The organism is Raoultibacter phocaeensis (assembly GCF_901411515.1).
GTDB classification, from domain to species: domain Bacteria; phylum Actinomycetota; class Coriobacteriia; order Coriobacteriales; family Eggerthellaceae; genus Raoultibacter; species Raoultibacter phocaeensis.
In genome coordinates, this window is sequence record NZ_CABDUX010000001.1 from 1520002 (window position 1) to 1538187 (window position 18186).

Sequence of the window (18186 nt, forward strand, 5' to 3'; positions counted from 1 at the left end):
CTCAGCGACCCCCTCCCTTGCCGAACAGGCCGCGCTCGTAGTCGTCGAGCTCGTTCTTCATCCAGATGCTCGAGGATCCGACGCGGGCGAAGAAGCCGCCTTTGTCGAGGCGCTCGATCTTGAGGACGGTCTCCTCGGGCAGGTGGAGCAGCCGCGCCGCGTCCTCCAGGTTCTTGCCGTCGGTCTGCCCGACGAACCGGTAGGTCGCCTGGTCGAACATCGCCTGGCCGGCGGTCTCGTCCAGCGCCTGCAGGAAGTGCGAGATCTGCTGCGAGGAGACCGCCCAGAACGAACCGTACTTGCGCCCGCGCAAGAAGCCCTCGGCCACGATGCCCGCGGCCTGCGGGAAGCGCATGGTGATGAGGTGGGCCTCCTCGACGGCGGTGAGCATCTTCTTCCCGCTCCCGCGGTTGGCGTCGGACTGCGACTGCAGCCAGCGGAAGGCGTTGTAGTACTGGGCCTCGGCCAGGGCGCGGTCCTCGGGCATCTTGAGGGCGTCGAGCACGACGAGGCCCGCATCGGCCGGGACCGAGGTGGAGCCCTCCCAGAGGCGCGCGTAGGGCCCGCCCGTGAGCTTCCTGAGCTTCGCGAGCACGCGCTCGGCGTTGTCCCTCTCTCGGCCGGCGGCGAGGCCCTCCGCGTAGCTTTCGAGGAACCCGGCGAGGTCGCCCATGCAGGGGTAGGCGCGCCCGGGGCCCTCGGCCACCTCGGCGATCGTGGTCGAGTAGTCGATGCCGTAGCCCTCGTAGGCCTTCGAGGCCGCGTACTCGACGAGGTTCCTCATGTCCTCCGTGAGCTCCAGGGCGCGGCCGAAGAACTCGACCAGAAACGGCATGTGGTACGACAGCGCGCTCGCCTCGGGGCTCTCTCCGAGGTCGTCGGGGTCCGAAGGGTCGACGACCATGGGCGGCACCCGCAGCTCCCAGGGGCTGATGGTCATGCCGGCGCCGCCGATGCCCAGGTCGACCCAGGCGCCGCCGAGGTCGCCGCACATCTTCTTGAACTCGCGCTCGGGGTCGACGATGCGCACGCGCCATCCGAGCACGCTCACGCAGTAGTGGACGAAGCGCTTCAGCAGCGTCGACTTCCCCGAGCCCGTCTTGCCGACGAATATCATGTGCGCGGCGGCGCGGTCGTCGGTGGAGGTCGCCGGGTCGATGACCACGGCGCCGCCCTGCTCGTCGGTGCCCACCACCAGGCCCGCCCCGTCGTTGAGGCCTATGGCGGCGAAGGGCAGGCCCCCGGCGATCGTCTCGGTGGGGACGGGAGCCGCGGCCGGCCCGAAGGTGTGCGGGTCGCGCACCATGAGGGGGCTCGCCGCCCAGAAGGCGTCCTCCTGCGCGTTGAAGGCGGTCTTGGCGGCGAACCCGGCGTTCGCGAGCGCCCCGCGCACGTCGCGGTCGAGCCTTTCGAGCTCGTCTTCCGACCCGGCCCTCAGGACGAGGTAGGTCGCCATGTTCCAGAACCGCTCGCCCCCCTCGATGACGCGCGACGCCGCCTGCTCCCCGAGCGCGCGCTCGTGCTCCATCCGCACGGCCTCCACCATGTCACGGGCGCCGACGCTGAGCCCCGCGCCCAGGTTCTTGTCCTGGTTCGCGAGGCTCTTCAGCAGGCCGCCCTCGCCGAGGGGCTCGAAACGGAACGTCACCGACACGGCGGGGTTGCCCAGAAGCGGCTCCATCCACCCGACGCGCTGCTCCGTCTTGTATCCCCGGCCGGCGACGTACAGCACGCGGACGAGCCTGTCGTCGACGACCATGCGGTCCATCATGAGCCGGCCCGCGGCGTCGACGGTGGCGATCTGCGACGGCGAGACGGCGTTCAGGACGACGGGGTTCGGCGCGCCCGCCCCCCTCTCCGGGCGCCTCACAGCGCGCCTCCCGCCGAGGTGCCGGTCGGCTCGTTGGGGCAGACGTACCTCTTCACCATGGCGAGGGCCGCCGAGTCGCAGACGACCTCGGCCGAGAACCCGCATCGGGAGATCCTCTCGGCGAGGTCGGCGGCGCGCGCCGAGGCCTTCCCGAGGGCGTCGGGGCCGGGCGCCGTCTCCACGGCCACGTACACGTCCCGCTCGTACTTGGCCTCGCCGGCGTCGGGCGAGGCGCCGAGCCAGTAGCCGCGGACGTCCGCCAAAAGCGCGTCGGCCTCGCCGATGCGGCTCCAGCCCGCGCCCTCGGGGGCCTTACCTCCTGCGAGGCCCCTTCGCTCGCGCTCGAGCTCGCCGAGCCTGGCGAGGACGCGCTCGTGGTTCGCGGAGCGGTCGGCCGGTCGGGGCATCTCGAGGATGGCGAACGGCCGCGAGGCGTCCGCGCCGAGCGCGCCCTCGGTGACGCTCGCGAGCCTCTCCCGCTCGCTTTCCGTGAGGCCCGTGAGGTTCGCCCCCCGCACCGACACGGCGGAGACGACGGCCCCGTCGCTTCGCAGGACGGCGCAGCCCATCACGTTGGCGAGCGGGACCCTCTCCTGGGCGCACGCGCCGAGGGACCGGCCGCCGCGCCTCTTCGACGGCGGCGTGAGGAAATCGATCATCGTCGGCTCCAATCTTCTCGGTAGACGTACCGGCCCGCGCGCGACCTGCTCCGGGCGTACTTGGCCAGGTGGGCGGGCAGGGGATGGCCCTCTATCGGGGCGACCGCCCCCAGGGCGAGCGCCGAGGGCGCGAGGACGCAGATCGCGAACGACCACGCCGCGGGGATCGCGGGCTCCGCCCCCTCGACCGTCCTGCCGTCGATGCGCGCCGAGACGTCCTCCGGGCCCATCGACGCGTCGAGCCCCTCCGCCCGCGCCTCGGCCGCCCGCGCCCTCATTTCGGAGGAGAGCGCGGCGCCGGCCGCGTCGGCGGCCTCCGCCGACTTCAACGCGGACAGCTTGGAGGCGTACTCCTGGGAGAGCGCCGCCCTCTCCTGGGCGTTGAGCGGCCTCTCCGCCGGCACCGTGAAGGAGTTGGCCCACGGCATCGCGACGAACGCCCCGGCCATCGCCACGGCCACCACGAGCGCGGCGGCGCCCACCGATACGCCGCGCGCCACCTCGGCGCGGCCCTTGATGGGCCGGAACACCCGGTACGTCTTCTGCTCCATGCCCCTCCTCCTCCTCATCGCGCGCCTCCTCCGCCGCCGAACCCGCCCCCGTAGCCGGGGTCGTCGTGCCAGGAGGCGTCGGGGTCGTTCTTCGCCGCCGCCTCCATGAGCTGCGACAGGTAGGCGTTCCCCGGGTCCGACTCGACCGTCCTCTCGATCTCGATCGCGAGCCTCGGGAGCAGCCCGATGAAGCCCACGACGAGCGCGATGCGCACGACGTTCGCGGCGAGGTTGGCGTTGTCCTCGTCGAACACGTCGGACTTCAGATGGCGGATGATGGAGATGACGAGGGCCGCGACGGCCGCGAGGACGACGAGGCCGAGCGCGGCGGGCGTGACGGTGCCCGTTATCAACGCGTACACCTGCGACGACTGGTCCATGGCTACCTCCCCGCTCTTGCGAGGCTGCGGACGGCGCCGGCCGCCGTGCGCACGCCGAGCACGGCGAACATCGAGCCCCCGGAGGGCCCGCGCGCCTCGGTGAACTTCTGGAGCACGGTGTCTATCGCCGTCGCCGCGGACATGACGGCGATCCCGAGGAAGAGGAGCGGGAAGCTCGCGCCGTCGAGCGTCGTCGAGGCCAGGAGCCCCTGGCTCACGCAGAACAGGCCGACCACGAGGAGCACCCACTGCATGGACTGGGCCACGGCGAGCGCCGCCATGGACTTGACGATGTCCGAGAACTGAGAGGTGTCGGTCGTGCCCGTGTAGACGGCCACGAACGGGGAGGCCATCGAGAGGATCATCATGGTCGCCTGGCGCTTGCAGAACCGCCACAGGTTGACGCAGAGCACGACGACGAGGACGAGCACCACGACGAGCGAGGCCGTGACGATCCCCGGAGAGGCGAAGAAGGCCGCGGTGTCCGCGAGCAGGTTGTCCACGAGGCCGCCCTTGACCGCCTCGACGGCCGCCGCCATCGAGAAGTCGCCGACGGTGGCGCGGGTGTCGGCGAGCAGGGTCGCCCCGACGTCCCAGATCCAGTACATGAGGTTCGGCGCCACCATGACGAAGACGAGCGACATGATCGATTTGAATGCGTACTGGCCCGTCGAGACCTGCCGGTTCCCGCCCCAGAGCATGAGCCCCTCGCCGACGCCGTAGACGATGCGCACCACGACGACCGAGGCGAACGCGACGGCCTGGGCCATGAGCGTCCAAGCGGCGACCTGCGGGTTGGCGTAGAGCGTGTTGGCGGACTCCAGCACCCAGCCGAAGGCGTCGCCGACGAACGCGAGGAAGTCGCCCGCGAGCGTGAGCACCGCCGCCATCATGAGCTTGGCGAGGGACATGGCCGCCTCCCTACGCCCCGCCGGCGGCGCTGTAGATGCCCTGCACGAACGAGGGCCCGATGGCGATCAGTATCACGGCGACCGCCGCGAACAGCATGATCTTCATGCCCCGGCCGTGGCCCGCGTCCGAGGTCGATACCTTCATGATGATCACGCCAACGATGAACACGATCACCGCGATGGTCACGCCGAGCGACTGCAGCTGCCCTATGGAGTTGTTCAGAATCGTCTGGGGGACGGAGAAGAGCACGTCCATGCGGGTTCCTTTCCCTATCCGAGCGGGCGCGCGGCGCGCCCGCCCCCTTTTGCTGCGGCGCCCTCCCGAGGCGCTTCCGCCTTTTCGGGAGAGGGCTTGGTCTGCCTCGCGAGCCTCTTCGCGCGGCGCGCGCCCAGGCCCTTGACGAACGCTTGCTGGGCGCGCTCGAGCTCTTCGGGGCCGTAGAGGGTGCGCTCGGGGTAGTCCGGCATCCCCGGCACGAACGCGAGGGGTTCGGCGCGCACGGGTCCGAAGTCCGGGTTGAGGGCGAGCTCGGCGCGGCGGGCGTTCTCCTCCTCGCTGCCGTCCCCGAGCATCCTCCCCGACGGGGTGTCGGCGAGGTCGGGGAGGGGGTACACGGTCGCGTAGCGCCTGGGGCGGACGACGAGCGCGCCCTGCTCGACCGACCAGTGCGTGAGGTCGCTCACGGGCATCAGGTCGGCCGCTCCGCTCCTCTGCGAGTCCGACGTGGAGTTGGGGACGATGCTGAACAGCCTCGTCGAGGCCGAGCTGCCCGACATGGCCACGGTCGTCTTCCCCAGGCAGTCCCTGAAGTAGGGCAGCGTGTACTCGACGTCGTCGGACTGAAGAAGCATCTTGTAGGTGCAGTTCGAGCGGATCGACGTCCACGTGTCCCGGTACTTCTCCCGCAGCTGCCCGTAGTCCTGCACGACGATGCACCACCTGATGCGGTAGGAGCGGTCGATGGCGAGGTGCCCCGACAGGTTCGGTATGGCCGGCAGCTGCGCCGCCTCCTCCAGCATGTAGGTCAGATCGTACGGGCACCGCCCGCCGAGCCTGTCCGCCTCCTCGTGGACCACCTGGTGGCTTTGGGAGACGAACAGCGTCGCGATGCGATGGTAGGCGGGCTTGTCGGGGTCGAGGATGAGGAACACCGCGTTCCTTCCCTTCGCGAGCGAGCGGAGGTCGACGTCGGCCGAGGAGGTCGTCCGCGCGATGTTGGCGTCCCCGAACGCCTTGATGGCCGAGAGCGCCGTCGAGAACAGGGCCTGCCGGTTGTCCTCGGCGGCGTGCCTCGCCTCGGCGAGCGCGCTTCTGGCCGGGTGGCCGAAGGGGAGCTCGGCGAGCATCTCGTTCAGGGGCACGAAGCAGCGCCCCTCGGGGTTCTTGGGGTTGACGGGGACGGGCTCGCCGAACTCCGAGATGATGCGGTAGACGTTGGCCATGGTCCGGTAAGCCGCGGGGACCGGCCGGGACACGAGATAGAGGATGACCGCCGCGATGACCGAGCGGGCGCCCTGCCAGAAGTACATGTTGTCGCCGGTGAGCACGTCGTCGGGCACGAAGGTCACGGCGAGGTCTCGCGCGTAGGACTCGGCCCGCGCGTAGTCTCGCGCGTCCCACGCCTCGCGCACGATGGCGAGGGGGTCGTAGCCGTCCGAGTACGCGGCCTGCTTGAGGTCGATCCTCCAGACGGCGTAGCCGCGCTCCTCGAGCAGCGCCTTCATGGCGGCGTAGATCTCGCCCTTCGGGTCCGCTATGACGAAGGCCTCCCGGGTTCCCCGGCTCAGAAGCTCCATCGCGGGAAGAAGCCACCTGCGCGTCTTGCCGGCCCCCGTCTGCCCCGCGACGAGCATGTGGACGATGCCGCCGACGTAGTAGTAGCGCCCCTGTCCGCAGCCGAGGTAGATGCCGGTCCGATCGAGCCGGGCGGTCCTGCTCGCCCGGACACTGTCGGTCGTGCGCCTCAAGTCGCGGGGGGACTCGTTGAAGCGGGAGGACCCGCATTCGCCCGACTCGAGCGCCTTGGGCTGGCGGGAGCGGAAGTCGTCGCCGTCGGGCCTGGGGCCGAGCGACCTGCGCAGGACGGGAAGCGCGTAGAGTACGGCCATGCCCGCGTAGCCGGCCCAGAGCGCGGCCTGGGCGTCGAACCCCGTCTGGGCGAAGTACGCCGGCCACGGGTTCGCGGGGTTCGAGAGCACGGCGGCGACCGCATCGACGACGGGTCCGGCCTCGAGGGCGCCTCGGGAGGCGAGGCTCGCGGCCGTGCCTGCGGCCGATGCCGCGGCGGGGACTCCCCACCATGCGAGCGCCGCGGCGCCGGCAATGCCGACGACCGCGTCCGAGCCCCTGCGCCCAGTGCCGTTCATCCGTCCTCCTCGTCTCTGCGGCCCTCAACGCGACGAGGTTACATCGGATCGCCGCGCGGCCTTTTCCACGCCGGCGCCGGGCTTCGAGGGGGTTTCGCGTCCGACCGCGTCCGGGCAGCTCCGATGGCGTCCGAGCCCCCGGAAACGCCTTGAAAAGCGCCCGGGAATCTCCAACGCTTACCCATACCTTCCGAAGTGGCTCTGTTTTCGCAGCTCGTCGAAGGCGCGGGAGGCGTATGTTTCCCCTGTGCCGTTTACCGATCGACCACGGTCGGGCGCCTCCGGCTTCGGGGAGCGCTCTCGGCGCGCAAAAAAGGGGCGGATCTCGCGATCTCGCCCCTTGCTGCGTCGGTGCATGCGCAGCCCATGCCCGGTCTTGCCCCTCGGGTCGGGCGGGCAGTACGGACCCTGCCCCGGTCTTTCCTTCGCCTACGCCACGATGACTTGGGGGTTCGCGAAACGCTTCGGCCGCTGTTCGCCGGTTGCCTTCTTCGAAAGCTCCGGCCAGTAGTCGGCGTCGAAGACGACCGTGTCCGCGTGCTCGGCAAGGTACGCCTTGAGCGCCTCGTGGCTCCCCTTCTGGATCCTGCCGCCTTCGAAGAGCGTCTGGTCCGCCGGCTCCATGCGGAGCAGGCCGCCTTTCGCCCCCGAGAAGCTGCACGCCGCCGAGCGCGTCCCGCCCTCGGGGCCGAACACGTTGCCCGACAGCTCGAGCACGGTGGATCCGGCCGAGTCGACGAGCGTGACGATCGTGCGCCCCTTGCCCGAGAGGGCCGCCCCGGACACCTGCCTGGCCAGGGACTCCACCCCGACGTCCTTGAGCTTGGCGGCTCTGCGGCATCGGAGCTCGGACAGCTCCTCCTTGAGCTTGGGCACGTCCTCGGCCTGGCCGTCCCCGGCCGTCGCCAGCTGGTAGAGGGACTTGTACCTCGCCGCCTCGACCTTCTTGGATTCGAGCTCCTCGGCAAGCGCGGACCTGTCCCTCTTGAGCCGGATCACGGCCTCGTCGTGCCTGCCGTTCGATCTCGAAAGATCGTCCAGCTCCCTCTGCAGCGCCTTCGAGCGTGCTTGCGCGTCCTCCAGCTGCCGCATCAGGTCGCAGTTCGAGTCTGCCAGCCTCTCGTTCTCCCGACGGTAGTGCGCCACCAGCTTCCACATCATCTTGAACGCCATCTCTCTTCCTTTCTGCTTGCGTGCGTGTCTATGTGAACGCGGATGCCGGCAGGCGCCCGCGATGATTCCCGTGGGCGCCAAGTCGTATGGCGATTTGAAGGTGCGGTCCGCGATGCGGACGAGCAGATGCTAACACCGGCCCGTCGGCGCCTCGCCGCGGCACGCGGGACGGTGCCGATTCGCGGGAGCGTGGCACGAGGGGCGTTCAGCCAGATAGGGGCGCTGCGGTTTGCGGAATCGGACCCGTTTCCGGATACGGTTGCGCCCGAAAGCAAAAAAGGGACGGCCATGGAGGCTCGTCCCTTTCGCTGCGTCGGCTCTGGGGCGCGCAGCCCGCCCGGCAAGCACCGACCCTTGCCCGGTCACGCTGACATCGGGCAGCAGCATCGGCAGGAATCGAAGGCGTTGATATGGTGCCTGATCACGGCCTTTTCGTGGGAGAGGACGTCGATCGACACCGTGTCGAACCGCATGAGGACGTCGACGACCTCGGAATCTTGCAGGTACAGGGCCGCCACCCTCTCCCTCCGATCGCGCTCGGCCTCGCCGCTTCCTTCTCGCGGCATGCCCTGCTCCGCGCCGCAGCCCACGTTCACCTCCACGAACACGATGCAATCATCCCCGTCCATGGCGACGATGTCGGCAACGCCCGCCGCGCACGTCCAGTTCTTCGCGACCACCTCGTAGCCGCGTCGTTCCAAGAACCTTGCGGCCGCCTCGCGCCCGCGGGAATCGAGCTCCTCGCAGACGGGGCGCTCGATCGGCGGGATCCGGAAGCCGTCCCGATCCCCGTCCTTTGCGGCGCATCGCCGCTCCTTCTCCATCGTCATCGTCGGGCTCATCTCTGTTCCTTTCTGTCGACGTCTCTCTATCTGGACGGGGCGCTCGGCCCCGGGGTTTTCGGGGCGCTGCCAACCGATGCTCTGCTCTTGTCAAAGTGCTCCCCTCATGGGGGCCATCTCGATCCTACTCTCCGCCTGGCGTCCCCGCGCGCCTCGTCCCCGGTTCCCGCCGGGTACCGCATAAGGTGGCACGCGCCGCGAATCCCCAGGTGGATCGAGTGGCCCAACTTGGGCCACTCCCGTCGACGCCTTCGAGGCCCCCTTCCCCTTCCCCCTCCTTTTCGCGCGCCCGCTTCCCGGGGCCCTGCGCAGGGTCGCGCGCGTGCTCGCCCGCGCAAAGGCGGGGAAACTTTCCGGCTGCGCCGGAAACTCGGGCCCTGCGGGTTCCCCTTCCGCCCTTGGCGCAGGCTGCGGCCGCGCGCCGGTTGCGAAGGGCCCCCGCGGAGGCGGGCGCGGGGGAAGGGCGGAAAGCGGGCGATGGGAGGAGCCATGCAAGATTCGGCTTTCGAGCAGCAGGACCGCGCCTCGTTCGTCGAGGCGCTCGTCGGCTCGCTGATCGAGTGCGGCGACGGCCGCTACGAGCACCTTCGCCTCCATCCGATCGTGTGCGTGGACGAGGAGGCCCGGTCGTGGCTCGTGCGCGACGGCAAGCGCCTCGCCGACGTGTCCTGGTGCAGCCTGCCGACTATCGGGCTCGTCGTCCTCGCGCACGCATGATGGGCCCCTTGCGGGCGGAGCCGTCCCGGCCGGGGGATCCGCCCTGCAACGGCGCAGCGGCCGGCGGTCGGCGCGAGGAGGGCCTTCAGCCGAGCGCGCGGGCGGGCGAACCTTGCCTTTACCAGCCTGCCAGACGGTCCTCCCGCCCGTCAAGGGCGCGAACTTTCTCGGAAAACTGCCCTGCGGGAACTTTTCCGAGAAAGCTGCGGGCTGCGCCTTCGCTTTCCTCCCTTGACGGCCGGGGGGCCGCCCGGCAAGGCCGCTCGCGGAGCTCGCGGCCGTCGGCATTTATCAAGGCATCGCCCCCGAGAGAGAGGAAGAGGACAGATGCCGAGAAGAAGGACCGATCCAGGTAACACGCCGAGCATGATCTCGTTCTGCCGACACTGCGGGGAGGGCTTTCCCGCCGGCTCGACCGGCATGGAGGGCGTGTGCCCCGACTGCCTGGACGAGTTCTATGAGGATTGCCCGCAATGCGGGCGCATCCGGCCCCGCGAGACCATGATCGAGCTAGGAGGGAGCGGCCGGCGCATGTGCAGGGAGTGCGCGCAGCTCGAGGGCTACCGCTGCTTCGACTGCGGAGGATGGCACGACGACGAAGGGGAGACCGTGGAGTCGGGCCGCGTCGTCTGCCCCTCGTGCGCGCGGCGCTACCTGCGATGCGAGGAGTGCGGGACGATGGTTCGCGTCGAGAACGCGTCGAGCGACGGCGGGGACACGGTGTGCTGGGATTGCCGCGCGGCTAGAAGGGGGCGCCCCGTCCACCCCTACGGCTACAAGCCCCGCCCGCTGTTCCGCCGAGCCGAGGGGGAGGGGGACGGCTCGCTCGTGCTGGGCGTCGAGCTTGAGATGGACGGCGCTGACCCGAGGGCCGCCATCGCGCGCATCCAGGAGCGCTACGGCGAGGACTGGTTCTATTTCAAGAGCGACGGCAGCTTGCACATGGGCGCGGAACTCGTGACGCATCCCATAAGCCCCCTCGTCCTCTTCGGCGACGAGGGGCGCGCGATGTGGGAGCACGTGTGCGCTTCGGCGGTTCAGGAGGGGCTGCGGAGCCACGACGCGCGCACCTGCGGCCTCCACGTCCACGTGAACCGGGACTTCTTCGGAGAGGGCCGGGTGGCCCGCGTGATGGCCGAGTCGAAGATGATAGAGGTGTTCTGCCGATTCCACGAACCCCTCGCCATCTTCTCCCGCCGCCGCCCGGAGCAGCTTGCCCAGTGGGCGAGGCGGAGCGAGGTTCCGGCGTGCTCGGGCGGGTGGCTGGCGCAGGCCCGCCTCGCGAGCGAGAACGCGCGCAGGACGCGCTACCTCGACGTCAACGTGCAGAACGAGGCGACCATCGAGATGCGGATGTTCAGGGGCACGCTCAAGCCGGAGACCCTGCTCGCCACCCTCCAGTTCGCGGCCGGGCTGTGCTGCGCGCTCAAGGAGCGCAACCCGAGCCAGCTGGGGCGCATGACATGGTACGACCTGTGCGACGCCGTCATGGACAGCTGCCCGTGCGGAGCGCCCGAACTGGAAGCGTACCTGGTCGAGAAGGAACTGATAGTCGAAAGGAGTTCGAAATGTGCGTGATCGTCTACAAGAAAGCGGGGGCCGCGATGCCCTCCATGGACACGCTCGCCGACTGCTGGGCGACCAACCCCGACGGGGCGGGCTTCATGTTCCCGGAGGGAGGGAAGGTGTCCATCCTCAAGGGGTTCATGCGCTGGGCGGATTTCGCGAGCGCGCTGTCCGGGGCGGCCCAGGGGCGCGCGCTCGCCGAGGCGCCCGTGGCCTTCCACTTCCGCATCGCGACGCATGGCAAGGTGAAGCCGGGCTGCTGCCACCCGTTCCCTGTCAAAGCGGACTATGCGGCGATGCGCAGGACGGAGGCGCGCGCGGACGTGGGGTTCATGCACAACGGCGTGCTCCGCGGACTCGCCACCTCCGGGAGCGTGTCCGACAGCATGGCGTTCGCGAAGAACGTGCTGAACCCCCTCAAGGCCCTGTGCGACGGGTTCGTCTGCAACGAGTCGGTGGCGGGCCTGCTCGGCGGCGTCGCCCAAGGCTCGCGCTTCCTTTTGATGGACGGGGCGGGCAACGTGGCGACCGTGGGGGATTGGCACGAGCGCGAGGGGCTTGCATTCTCCAACCTGAACCACGTCTCGCGCTTCGCATCGGCGGCGGACTCGTTCGGCGGCATGGGAGGCTATGACGGCGCGCCCTTGTCCGACATGGCGCGCCTCGGCCTTTTCGAGCCTTGCTCCCTGTGCCCTTACGCCGAATGGTGCCTCGAAGACGCGCCGCTTTGCAGGAGCGCCTTCGAGGCGGAGGCGGTGAGCGAGGGACTGCTCGCGCCGTAGCGAGCGGGCCGGCCGCGCTCGGCGGCCGGCCCCGCCGGGGCTGCTCGCCCCGGGACCCCCGGCAGGAGGGGCCGGCCCCTCCTGCACCTCCCGCCCGCCGTGCGGCTGGCGGGGCGAAAGACGACCGAACGAAGCGGATAGGAGAGACCATGGAAGCGATCGAGATCGAGAAGATCAGGGGCATACTCGCCGACTACGGGCGTTTCGAGGAGGGCTCGAGCTGGAGCGACCGGCTCGAGTTCATGGACTCGGCGATGCGCGAGCTGGAGGGGCTCCTGGAGGGCGCGCAGCCCGGCCAGGGCTGCGGCGAGGGGAGGCTGTTGGTCGAGGTTGAGCTGGTCATGCGAGCGCTCGCATCGGTCGAGGCCGAGGACGAGCTGGCGGCGGAAGAGTCGGTTCGGCTCGCATGGGAGGGCGACGACGGGTTCGTCCGGGACGTGCTGGAGAAGGCCGTCGTCGCGGATTTCACCATCTGCCCGGTCTGGGGCGGCGCGGAGCCGTCCCTGCCCGTCGTCGAGCTCGGAGGCGGAGGCGATCCCGCGCGCCCGTGACGCGCAGGCGCGCAGGCGGGCGCGCAGGCCGGGCCCCGGCCCGGCCGGCCCCGCCGCGCTCCTCCCGCTCAGAGCGGAAGCCGCGCGGCGGGGCCGGGTATGCGGGGAGGATCCGACGGGCCTGCGAGGCGCGGACGGGCGCAAAAAAGGGCGGGATCCCGGGGATCTCGCCCTTGCTGCGTCGGTTCGGCGCGCAGCCCGCCTGCCGCTGGTCGCCCGCGGCTAGGGCGGCAAGTACCGACCCTTGCCCGGTCCGTCCCTCGGCATCGCCTCGGCGGCGATCCTCAGGCCCCTCACGATCTCGTCGGCGAAAGCCGCCAGGGCGTCGTCCACGAACCCCTCGTCCAGGATCGGGGCCGCATCCGCGCGTCCCGGGGCGCCCTCCGGCCGAGACCGCTCAGAAGCTGAAGTCTTCCGAGGCCAGCTCGGCTTCCGCATAGGCGGACTCCACCTGGCCGGACTCGATCGCCTTGCGCATGAGGAAGAGCTTGTCCTCCCTGGAGTCGTACGCGACCTCCGGATAGTCGCACTCGATCTTCGGGCGGTTCAGGATCGTCTTGCCCTCGCCGGTGACGTAGGGGTTGGGCCGCATGGCGAACTTCGCCGTCACGGTCCGCCCCGTGGTCATGCGCCCGGCGAGCTTCGCGCAGTGCTCGACCTTCATGGCCTTCGTCTGCATGTTCACGAGGCCCGTCTTCTCCCGCTTCTCGCCTGAATCCTTGTCGACCCACGAGTCGTTCAAGACGAGCGTGAACTCGACGACCCCCTTCCCGCTGCCGTTGCCGAACTCCTTGACCGACGCGCCGTTGGCGAGTCGGCCGTGCGCCACACCGCTCATCATGCTCATAGTGCTCCCTTTCATCGGTGCGCTGCCCAAGCGCTTGCTCGAATGGACGCCATGATCGTAGCGGCGCCGGGGCGCGCGGGCGGGCTTGCGCGTGGGGATGGGCCTCGTGCTATTATCCGTGCCACGGAAACTCGGCACGCAGATTGCAAGGGGGCTCTATGGACTCTTTCGGAACGGACTCGCACGGCCGGACGGGCCGGCCGAGGAAGAGCGAGGAGGAGAGGCGACAGGGCAAGAACGTGTCGTTCTATGCGGACGACCTGGAACGGATCAAGGCCATCTGCGAGGCTCGGGGAGGCCGCTGCGACCTGAGCGGCGTGGTGAGGGACGCGGTCAGGCTCCTTTACCGCTACGAGGTCGAGCGCGAGACGCTGGTCGCCGACAGGCGCCCGGGCTTCAACCCGAGGTTCGCGAAGGACTGAGAAGGAGGGCCCGGTCCGGCTAGCCTTCGATCCGGACGGATCCTTCGGGCGCCTCCGACCCCTTCGGCATGGCCACTACCTCGTAGTCGAGCGCTCCGAGCATCTTGCACAGCGTCGCGACCGTGCACCCGCCCTCCAGTCTTCTATGCACTGCCTGCGGGGATATACCCTCGTCCCTGGCAAGATCGGCGAGACTCTTTGCGGACTCCCGCGCTATCGTGCGCACTGCATCGGCGGCTTTCATAAGGCTCCCTTCGTTATGTAAATCGTATCCGAGGGATGCGCCCCAGTCAACGATTCCATTGTGCGCGGGATAGCCGCTTTGGAGATCAGGGGATTCGGTGACCATCTTTTTCGCATATGCTTGCGCATCAACAAAAAGATTGATATAGTATTATCAACATTTTTGTTGATGATGGGGAGGTGAGGTTTATGAAAGTGACCCTATTGGCTCAAGTCGAGAACTGGGGCGCCGCAGGGGACGCCCGCGATGTCCCGGAAGGCGCCGGCTTGAATCATCTGATCGCCGAGGGCGTGGTTCGCCGTTGTCCTCCGGAAGCCCATGCGCGCGTTGTGCCCGCACAAGGGGATACCGACACTTGGAGGGAGCCGACCAGCATTCGCGAACTCTCCAGCCGAGAGCCGGAAAAGAGAACTAGCGACATCCGGCATTCGTTTCTGGCGAGCGCGCGCTGCCCCTCGCGTTCTTGCCCAGCTGGAATTCGAGCATCTCCAGGACGGCCTCCTTGCCCTCCTCGTTGAGGCGGTCGAAGCCGCGGCAGAGCCCGCGGGCCCTCTCGTCCAGGTACGAGACGGTTCCCGAGCCGTCCCTTCCCAGCAGGCGGTCCGTGGTCACGTCGAGCGCATCGGCCAGCTTGAGCAGCGTCGGCTTGCTGACGGCCTTCTTCTTACCGTGCCGGTAGTCGGATATCAATGCCTCCGACACGCTCGACGCCCGAGACAGCTCCGCCTGGGTCATGCCCCGCTCCCGCATGAGCGACTCGAGTATCTCGCCGATCTCCATGTCTGCCTCCTCACGATCATGAGTGCAAGGTTAACAAAAGCGAGCTCGATAGAAGCGATGATTAAAAAGAACTTCCCAAAAGTTACGAATCCTACCGAAAGGCTAATCAAATGTTAAGAAACGGCATAGAATCTGGAACCAATGTTAAGGCAACCGTAGCGTTTGGAGATGCGGATGTACTACCCGAACATCGACTACGCCATCACGCTCTACATGAAGAGGGAGTCGATCACCCAGGAGGCGTTCGCCGGGCTGATGGGCATGGCGCCCAACACCTTCTCGTGGAAGAGGCGGGGCATACGCGAATGGAGCCTGACGGAGTCCAAGGCGCTCGCCGACATCCTCGGCATGTCCCTGGACGACCTGACGGGCAGGGCCAGGCTCGGGGCCGAGCGCCCCCGCTGGCTGCAGACGGAGGAAAGGACGGGCCATGGCATCCGTTAAAAAGTGCGAAGCGGTTTACGGGGGCTGCCCCCGGTGCGGGGAGTGCGACTCGAACGTCCCCCTCTTCCTCTGCCCCGAGCTCGCGGCCGAGCACTTCGGGCTCCCCGAAGACTACGTGCGCGAGCTCCTGAAAGGTCCGAACCCCATCCCGCACATCCCGCGCGGGCGCAACAAGCTCGTGTGCGTCCCGCTCGCCCGCGACTACTTCATCGACCGCTGCCGCAAGGGCGCCCGCCCGACGGCGGCCTCGGAGGCCCCGAATGGCCGTTTTCAGGGTTAACCACCCGGATCCCTACACGCACATCCACAACGCGATGCTGCGCGACGGGCGGCTGAGCGCGAAGACCAAGGGGGTGCTCGCGATGATGCTGTCGTGCCCGCCCGATTGGGACTTCTCGGTGCGGGGGCTCTCGGCCATGACCGGCGAGGGGAGGCATTCCGTCAAAGGGTGCATGGACGAGCTCAAGGCCGCGGGCTACCTGCGCGTGACGAAGCTGCCTCCCGGCAAGGGCTCCTCGAACCGCTACGAGTACGTCTACGACGTCTACGGGCTCTCCCAGGAGGCGATTGTGGAAAACGAGGGAGGGGAGAATCCCCAGGTGGTTCAAGGCGCCGAAAACCGGCCCTTGACAGGCGGCGGGTCAGATCAGTTGAGCGCGGGGCCCTCAAGCGCCGGTTTTGAAGCGTTTGGAGAGCCGTGCCTAAATAAAGTAATGAACGACAAAGGCAAGCACGAAGGCGATTCTCAAAACCAAAAGGAATGTACTTCACCCCCATCCGTCCGACCTTCCGTAAAGGGGGCCCCGGACGGGGTCGACGCGATGGTCGACGGGCTTCTGCGGATCGCCGTGAACCGCAACGACTCGGAGTGGGTGACCGCGAAGGCGAAGGCGAGCCTGCGCAGGCTCCTCGCAAGGGGCTACACCTACCCCGTGATCGAGGCGGCGCTCGCCGCGTACCAGGAGGCGCTGCGCGCGTCGGGGAGGCTTCCGGAGTTCTACCCCAACATCGCCAAGATGCTCGATCCGGCCAACGCCGGCGGCGTCGCCTTCTTCCTTCCGGAGAAGATGCCCTCGGCCAGGCTCCTCGGCACGTACCTTAAAGACCAGCCGGGGTACATCTCGCGCAAGCGCGCGCTCGACGTGGCGAACGACACCGGCACGCGCGAGGAGCGCGAGGGGGCCCAGAGGGAGTGGGACGCGTTCGTCAAGTCCCACGAGAAGCTCGCCTACGAGCGATGGATGAGAGACAAGGCGGGGTGCTTGTCCAAGCGCCCCTGAAAGGAACGGAAATGAAGACCATAGCCATATGGAACAACAAGGGAGGGTCGGGCAAGACCACGACCGCCTACAACACGGCCTACGCGCTCGGGTGCGAGCTCGGTCGGAGCGTCCTGCTCGTCGACCTCGACAAGCAGGCGAGCCTGTCGCACTGGTTCGAGCACGATCCCGACACGGGCGAGACCGTCGCGGACGCCTCGCTCGTGCAGAACCGCGGCATCGCGAACGTGCTCGTCCCCGGCGAGTGCGGGCGCAGGCTGGAGATGGAGGAGGCGGCCTTTCCCACGGGCTGGGAGGGGTGGGCATCGTCCCTTCGTCCGAGGCGTTCGCCAGGCACTGCAGCAACGAGAAGCTTCCCAACCACGCCAGGCTCGCCATAGCCCTCTCGAAGATGTCGAACCGGCCCGACTACGTCCTGATCGACTGCCCGTCGCAGATCGACAACGAGGTGCGCAACGCGTGCGTCGCGGCGGACCTCGTGATCGCGCCGACGATGTTCGGGGGCGATCACGAGGAGAGGCTCATCAAGGCCATCATGTCGGTCAGGGAGGAGCGCGAGGACATGGACATGGAGCCGTGCCCCATAAAGGTCCTCGCCATCGCCGTCCGCGAGCGCACCACCAACGACACCGAGGGGCTGGCAAACCTCAGGGAGGCGCTCGGAGACATGATGCTCGAGACGTACATCCGCGACTCGGTCAAGGCGGACGAGGCGGCGAACCGCAAGATGGGCGTCGGCGAGGCGTGGGCCGCCAACAACGTCGCCGTCGACTACCTCAGCCTCGCGAGGGAGATCGAAGGGGAGGTGGCGCGATGACGGTCGGAGGACCCGTGAACAAGGCCTCCTCGGGCAGGCTCGCGAGCCTGCGCGCGGCGGCGGACCCCGGCGCCTACGAAGTGCGCGTCGTGGACGTCGACCTGATAGACGACCATCCGGCGATGGAGCCGCTCGACCGCGGCAACGTCGAGTGGCTGGCCGGCTCCATCGAGGCCGACGGGCTCGGGCAGCTGCCGCTCGTGCGCCCCAAGCAGGGCGGCCGCTACGAGGCGATATCCGGACGCCACCGCAAGGAGGCGTACAAGCTGCTCGCCTCCCAGGGCAAGTCCCAGTACCGGTCGATCCCCGTGAACGTGGACGTGCGCTGCAGCGACGCCAAGGCGCGCGCCCTCGTCGCCGTCACCAACATGTTCCGCCCGGGGGAGACGGCCGAGGAGCGCGGAAGGCGTCTGCTGGTGCTCAAGGAGGAGGTGGCGGCGGCGCGGGCGGCCGATCCGGACGCGTACCGCGGCACCACCACGGTGGAGGCGGTGGCCGAGATCGTGCAGCGCCAGACCGGCCGGTCGATCTCCCCGACGGAGGTGAAGCGATCCATCAAGGCGGCATCCGACGCCGCGGGAAGGCGCTCCCAAGGGCTCAGCGTGCCGCTCGGGCAGGTCCTGGACTCCATGGGCCTTCCCGCCTCGGTGGCTAGCGCGGCGGCCGAGCTCGACGCGCAGGGGCAGGCGGCGCTCCTCGACGCGCTCGAGCTCGACCCCGGGATGTCGGCAGCCGCCGTCCGCCGGGCGATCAGGGACGTGCGCGGCTACAGCGCGGAGGATCTCTGCGCGGAGCTCGCCAAGGCCGAGCGGGCCCTCGGGCGGGCCGTCGACATCAAGGACGCCGGCGTCGCCTGCAGGCCGGAGTACACGGCCGCCGTCCGCTCGCTCGTCCGCAGGCTCGGATCCACGTTCTAGGGAGGGAAGGGATGGAGCGCGCACGCTTGGAGACGCCCGCCGCGGGGGCCCTCGAGGGGGCCTTGC

Annotated in this window: 24 protein-coding genes; 12 read left to right on the top strand and 12 right to left on the bottom strand. The window is 69.0% G+C overall.

Translation table 11 applies throughout. The features are described from left to right. Position 1: 1 nt before the first annotated feature. The 9 genes from FJE54_RS05970 to FJE54_RS06010 form a co-directional block, all read right to left on the bottom strand. Positions 2 to 1870, bottom strand: a complete 1869-nt coding sequence (locus FJE54_RS05970) for a VirB4 family type IV secretion system protein (protein WP_139651793.1) — start codon at positions 1868 to 1870, stop codon at positions 2 to 4. Next, entirely contained in the window at positions 1867 to 2529 is a 663-nt protein-coding gene (locus FJE54_RS05975; protein WP_139651794.1) for a TraC-like domain-containing protein, read from the bottom strand. Before FJE54_RS05975 ends, FJE54_RS05970 begins: the two co-directional genes overlap by 4 nt. Next, the gene (locus FJE54_RS05980) at positions 2526 to 3080 is read right to left on the bottom strand and encodes a hypothetical protein (RefSeq protein WP_139651795.1); all 555 of its coding nucleotides are present in this window, start codon (positions 3078 to 3080) and stop codon (positions 2526 to 2528) included. Before FJE54_RS05980 ends, FJE54_RS05975 begins: the two co-directional genes overlap by 4 nt. A 14-nt stretch (positions 3081 to 3094) precedes the next feature. Then, complete coding sequence (locus FJE54_RS05985) at positions 3095 to 3460, bottom strand: hypothetical protein (protein ID WP_139651796.1); 366 nt, start codon at positions 3458 to 3460, stop codon at positions 3095 to 3097. A gap of 2 nt (positions 3461 to 3462) precedes the next feature. After that, positions 3463 to 4371 carry a conjugal transfer protein TrbL family protein gene (locus FJE54_RS05990; RefSeq protein WP_139651797.1) on the bottom strand — a complete coding sequence of 303 codons (909 nt, stop codon included), beginning with the start codon at positions 4369 to 4371 and terminating at the stop codon, positions 3463 to 3465. A 10-nt stretch (positions 4372 to 4381) separates the two neighbouring features. Then, positions 4382 to 4627: a hypothetical protein gene (locus tag FJE54_RS05995; RefSeq protein WP_139651798.1), complete on the bottom strand. Its 246-nt coding sequence runs from the start codon at positions 4625 to 4627 to the stop codon at positions 4382 to 4384. Positions 4628 to 4641: 14 nt separating this feature from the next. After that, the gene (locus FJE54_RS06000) at positions 4642 to 6738 is read right to left on the bottom strand and encodes a type IV secretory system conjugative DNA transfer family protein (protein WP_139651799.1); all 2097 of its coding nucleotides are present in this window, start codon (positions 6736 to 6738) and stop codon (positions 4642 to 4644) included. Between the two features lie 429 nt (positions 6739 to 7167). After that, positions 7168 to 7911 carry a hypothetical protein gene (locus FJE54_RS06005; RefSeq protein ID WP_139651800.1) on the bottom strand — a complete coding sequence of 248 codons (744 nt, stop codon included), beginning with the start codon at positions 7909 to 7911 and terminating at the stop codon, positions 7168 to 7170. A 362-nt stretch (positions 7912 to 8273) separates the two neighbouring features. Continuing rightward, the gene (locus tag FJE54_RS06010; RefSeq protein ID WP_139651801.1) at positions 8274 to 8753 is read right to left on the bottom strand and encodes a YraN family protein; all 480 of its coding nucleotides are present in this window, start codon (positions 8751 to 8753) and stop codon (positions 8274 to 8276) included. A 489-nt stretch (positions 8754 to 9242) separates the two neighbouring features. Here FJE54_RS06010 and FJE54_RS06015 point away from each other — a divergent pair, with 489 nt between their 5' ends. From FJE54_RS06015 to FJE54_RS06030, 4 genes are all read left to right on the top strand, one after another. Then, a complete protein-coding gene (locus tag FJE54_RS06015) occupies positions 9243 to 9470 on the top strand; it encodes a hypothetical protein (RefSeq protein ID WP_139651802.1) in 228 nt (75 codons plus the stop codon). 327 nt (positions 9471 to 9797) lie between these two features. After that, positions 9798 to 11048, top strand: a complete 1251-nt coding sequence (locus FJE54_RS06020) for a hypothetical protein (protein WP_139651803.1) — start codon at positions 9798 to 9800, stop codon at positions 11046 to 11048. Continuing rightward, positions 11039 to 11818, top strand: coding sequence for a class II glutamine amidotransferase domain-containing protein (locus tag FJE54_RS06025; RefSeq protein ID WP_139651804.1), 780 nt, complete (start codon positions 11039 to 11041; stop codon positions 11816 to 11818). Before FJE54_RS06020 ends, FJE54_RS06025 begins: the two co-directional genes overlap by 10 nt. Before the next feature lie 149 nt (positions 11819 to 11967). Further along, positions 11968 to 12369, top strand: coding sequence for a hypothetical protein (locus FJE54_RS06030; protein WP_139651805.1), 402 nt, complete (start codon positions 11968 to 11970; stop codon positions 12367 to 12369). Positions 12370 to 12766: 397 nt separating this feature from the next. On the opposite strand, the gene FJE54_RS06035 is transcribed toward FJE54_RS06030, so the two are convergent. Further along, the gene (locus FJE54_RS06035) at positions 12767 to 13216 is read right to left on the bottom strand and encodes a single stranded DNA-binding domain-containing protein (RefSeq protein WP_139651806.1); all 450 of its coding nucleotides are present in this window, start codon (positions 13214 to 13216) and stop codon (positions 12767 to 12769) included. A 158-nt stretch (positions 13217 to 13374) separates the two neighbouring features. Between FJE54_RS06035 and FJE54_RS06040 the strand changes: the two genes are divergently transcribed. Next, the gene (locus FJE54_RS06040) at positions 13375 to 13638 is read left to right on the top strand and encodes a hypothetical protein (protein ID WP_139651807.1); all 264 of its coding nucleotides are present in this window, start codon (positions 13375 to 13377) and stop codon (positions 13636 to 13638) included. A 19-nt stretch (positions 13639 to 13657) separates the two neighbouring features. Here FJE54_RS06040 and FJE54_RS06045 read toward each other — a convergent pair whose 3' ends face one another. Next, complete coding sequence (locus FJE54_RS06045; protein WP_139651808.1) at positions 13658 to 13882, bottom strand: hypothetical protein; 225 nt, start codon at positions 13880 to 13882, stop codon at positions 13658 to 13660. Positions 13883 to 14070: 188 nt separating this feature from the next. Between FJE54_RS06045 and FJE54_RS16430 the strand changes: the two genes are divergently transcribed. Then, positions 14071 to 14400, top strand: a complete 330-nt coding sequence (locus FJE54_RS16430; RefSeq protein WP_139651809.1) for a hypothetical protein — start codon at positions 14071 to 14073, stop codon at positions 14398 to 14400. On the opposite strand, the gene FJE54_RS06055 is transcribed toward FJE54_RS16430, so the two are convergent. After that, entirely contained in the window at positions 14294 to 14662 is a 369-nt protein-coding gene (locus FJE54_RS06055; RefSeq protein ID WP_139651810.1) for a helix-turn-helix domain-containing protein, read from the bottom strand. The genes FJE54_RS16430 and FJE54_RS06055 overlap by 107 nt on opposite strands. A gap of 174 nt (positions 14663 to 14836) precedes the next feature. On the opposite strand from FJE54_RS06055, the gene FJE54_RS06060 reads away from it, so the two are divergent. The 6 genes from FJE54_RS06060 to FJE54_RS06085 are packed head-to-tail and all read left to right on the top strand — an operon-like array spanning position 14837 to position 18120. Further along, a complete protein-coding gene (locus FJE54_RS06060) occupies positions 14837 to 15106 on the top strand; it encodes a helix-turn-helix domain-containing protein (protein WP_139651811.1) in 270 nt (89 codons plus the stop codon). Next, positions 15093 to 15386: a hypothetical protein gene (locus FJE54_RS06065; RefSeq protein ID WP_139651812.1), complete on the top strand. Its 294-nt coding sequence runs from the start codon at positions 15093 to 15095 to the stop codon at positions 15384 to 15386. The genes FJE54_RS06060 and FJE54_RS06065 overlap by 14 nt, the downstream gene beginning before the upstream one ends. Beyond that, complete coding sequence (locus FJE54_RS06070; protein ID WP_139651813.1) at positions 15367 to 16386, top strand: hypothetical protein; 1020 nt, start codon at positions 15367 to 15369, stop codon at positions 16384 to 16386. The genes FJE54_RS06065 and FJE54_RS06070 overlap by 20 nt, the downstream gene beginning before the upstream one ends. 11 nt (positions 16387 to 16397) lie before the next feature. Then, positions 16398 to 16766 (top strand): ParA family protein, encoded by a 369-nt coding sequence (locus FJE54_RS06075; protein WP_139651814.1) that lies wholly within the window; start codon positions 16398 to 16400, stop codon positions 16764 to 16766. Next, complete coding sequence (locus FJE54_RS06080; RefSeq protein ID WP_139651815.1) at positions 16685 to 17203, top strand: ParA family protein; 519 nt, start codon at positions 16685 to 16687, stop codon at positions 17201 to 17203. The genes FJE54_RS06075 and FJE54_RS06080 overlap by 82 nt, the downstream gene beginning before the upstream one ends. Next, complete coding sequence (locus FJE54_RS06085) at positions 17200 to 18120, top strand: ParB/RepB/Spo0J family partition protein (RefSeq protein WP_139651816.1); 921 nt, start codon at positions 17200 to 17202, stop codon at positions 18118 to 18120. The genes FJE54_RS06080 and FJE54_RS06085 overlap by 4 nt, the downstream gene beginning before the upstream one ends. Positions 18121 to 18186: the final 66 nt, after the last annotated feature.

What these genes read in the sequence shown, in the direction of transcription:
- FJE54_RS05975 (WP_139651794.1), bottom strand. Translation starts at nt 2,529, where the DNA reads ATGATCGATTTCCTCACGCCGCCGTCGAAGAGGCGCGGCGGCCGGTCC.
- FJE54_RS05980 (WP_139651795.1), bottom strand. Translation starts at nt 3,080, where the DNA reads ATGGAGCAGAAGACGTACCGGGTGTTCCGGCCCATCAAGGGCCGCGCC.
- FJE54_RS05985 (WP_139651796.1), bottom strand. Translation starts at nt 3,460, where the DNA reads ATGGACCAGTCGTCGCAGGTGTACGCGTTGATAACGGGCACCGTCACG.
- FJE54_RS05990 (WP_139651797.1), bottom strand. Translation starts at nt 4,371, where the DNA reads ATGTCCCTCGCCAAGCTCATGATGGCGGCGGTGCTCACGCTCGCGGGC.
- FJE54_RS05995 (WP_139651798.1), bottom strand. Translation starts at nt 4,627, where the DNA reads ATGGACGTGCTCTTCTCCGTCCCCCAGACGATTCTGAACAACTCCATA.
- FJE54_RS06000 (WP_139651799.1), bottom strand. Translation starts at nt 6,738, where the DNA reads ATGAACGGCACTGGGCGCAGGGGCTCGGACGCGGTCGTCGGCATTGCC.
- FJE54_RS06005 (WP_139651800.1), bottom strand. Translation starts at nt 7,911, where the DNA reads ATGGCGTTCAAGATGATGTGGAAGCTGGTGGCGCACTACCGTCGGGAG.
- FJE54_RS06010 (WP_139651801.1), bottom strand. Translation starts at nt 8,753, where the DNA reads ATGAGCCCGACGATGACGATGGAGAAGGAGCGGCGATGCGCCGCAAAG.
- FJE54_RS06015 (WP_139651802.1), top strand. Translation starts at nt 9,243, where the DNA reads ATGCAAGATTCGGCTTTCGAGCAGCAGGACCGCGCCTCGTTCGTCGAG.
- FJE54_RS06020 (WP_139651803.1), top strand. Translation starts at nt 9,798, where the DNA reads ATGCCGAGAAGAAGGACCGATCCAGGTAACACGCCGAGCATGATCTCG.
- FJE54_RS06025 (WP_139651804.1), top strand. Translation starts at nt 11,039, where the DNA reads ATGTGCGTGATCGTCTACAAGAAAGCGGGGGCCGCGATGCCCTCCATG.
- FJE54_RS06030 (WP_139651805.1), top strand. Translation starts at nt 11,968, where the DNA reads ATGGAAGCGATCGAGATCGAGAAGATCAGGGGCATACTCGCCGACTAC.
- FJE54_RS06035 (WP_139651806.1), bottom strand. Translation starts at nt 13,216, where the DNA reads ATGAGCATGATGAGCGGTGTGGCGCACGGCCGACTCGCCAACGGCGCG.
- FJE54_RS06040 (WP_139651807.1), top strand. Translation starts at nt 13,375, where the DNA reads ATGGACTCTTTCGGAACGGACTCGCACGGCCGGACGGGCCGGCCGAGG.
- FJE54_RS06045 (WP_139651808.1), bottom strand. Translation starts at nt 13,882, where the DNA reads ATGAAAGCCGCCGATGCAGTGCGCACGATAGCGCGGGAGTCCGCAAAG.
- FJE54_RS16430 (WP_139651809.1), top strand. Translation starts at nt 14,071, where the DNA reads ATGAAAGTGACCCTATTGGCTCAAGTCGAGAACTGGGGCGCCGCAGGG.
- FJE54_RS06055 (WP_139651810.1), bottom strand. Translation starts at nt 14,662, where the DNA reads ATGGAGATCGGCGAGATACTCGAGTCGCTCATGCGGGAGCGGGGCATG.
- FJE54_RS06060 (WP_139651811.1), top strand. Translation starts at nt 14,837, where the DNA reads ATGTACTACCCGAACATCGACTACGCCATCACGCTCTACATGAAGAGG.
- FJE54_RS06065 (WP_139651812.1), top strand. Translation starts at nt 15,093, where the DNA reads ATGGCATCCGTTAAAAAGTGCGAAGCGGTTTACGGGGGCTGCCCCCGG.
- FJE54_RS06070 (WP_139651813.1), top strand. Translation starts at nt 15,367, where the DNA reads ATGGCCGTTTTCAGGGTTAACCACCCGGATCCCTACACGCACATCCAC.
- FJE54_RS06075 (WP_139651814.1), top strand. Translation starts at nt 16,398, where the DNA reads ATGAAGACCATAGCCATATGGAACAACAAGGGAGGGTCGGGCAAGACC.
- FJE54_RS06085 (WP_139651816.1), top strand. Translation starts at nt 17,200, where the DNA reads ATGACGGTCGGAGGACCCGTGAACAAGGCCTCCTCGGGCAGGCTCGCG.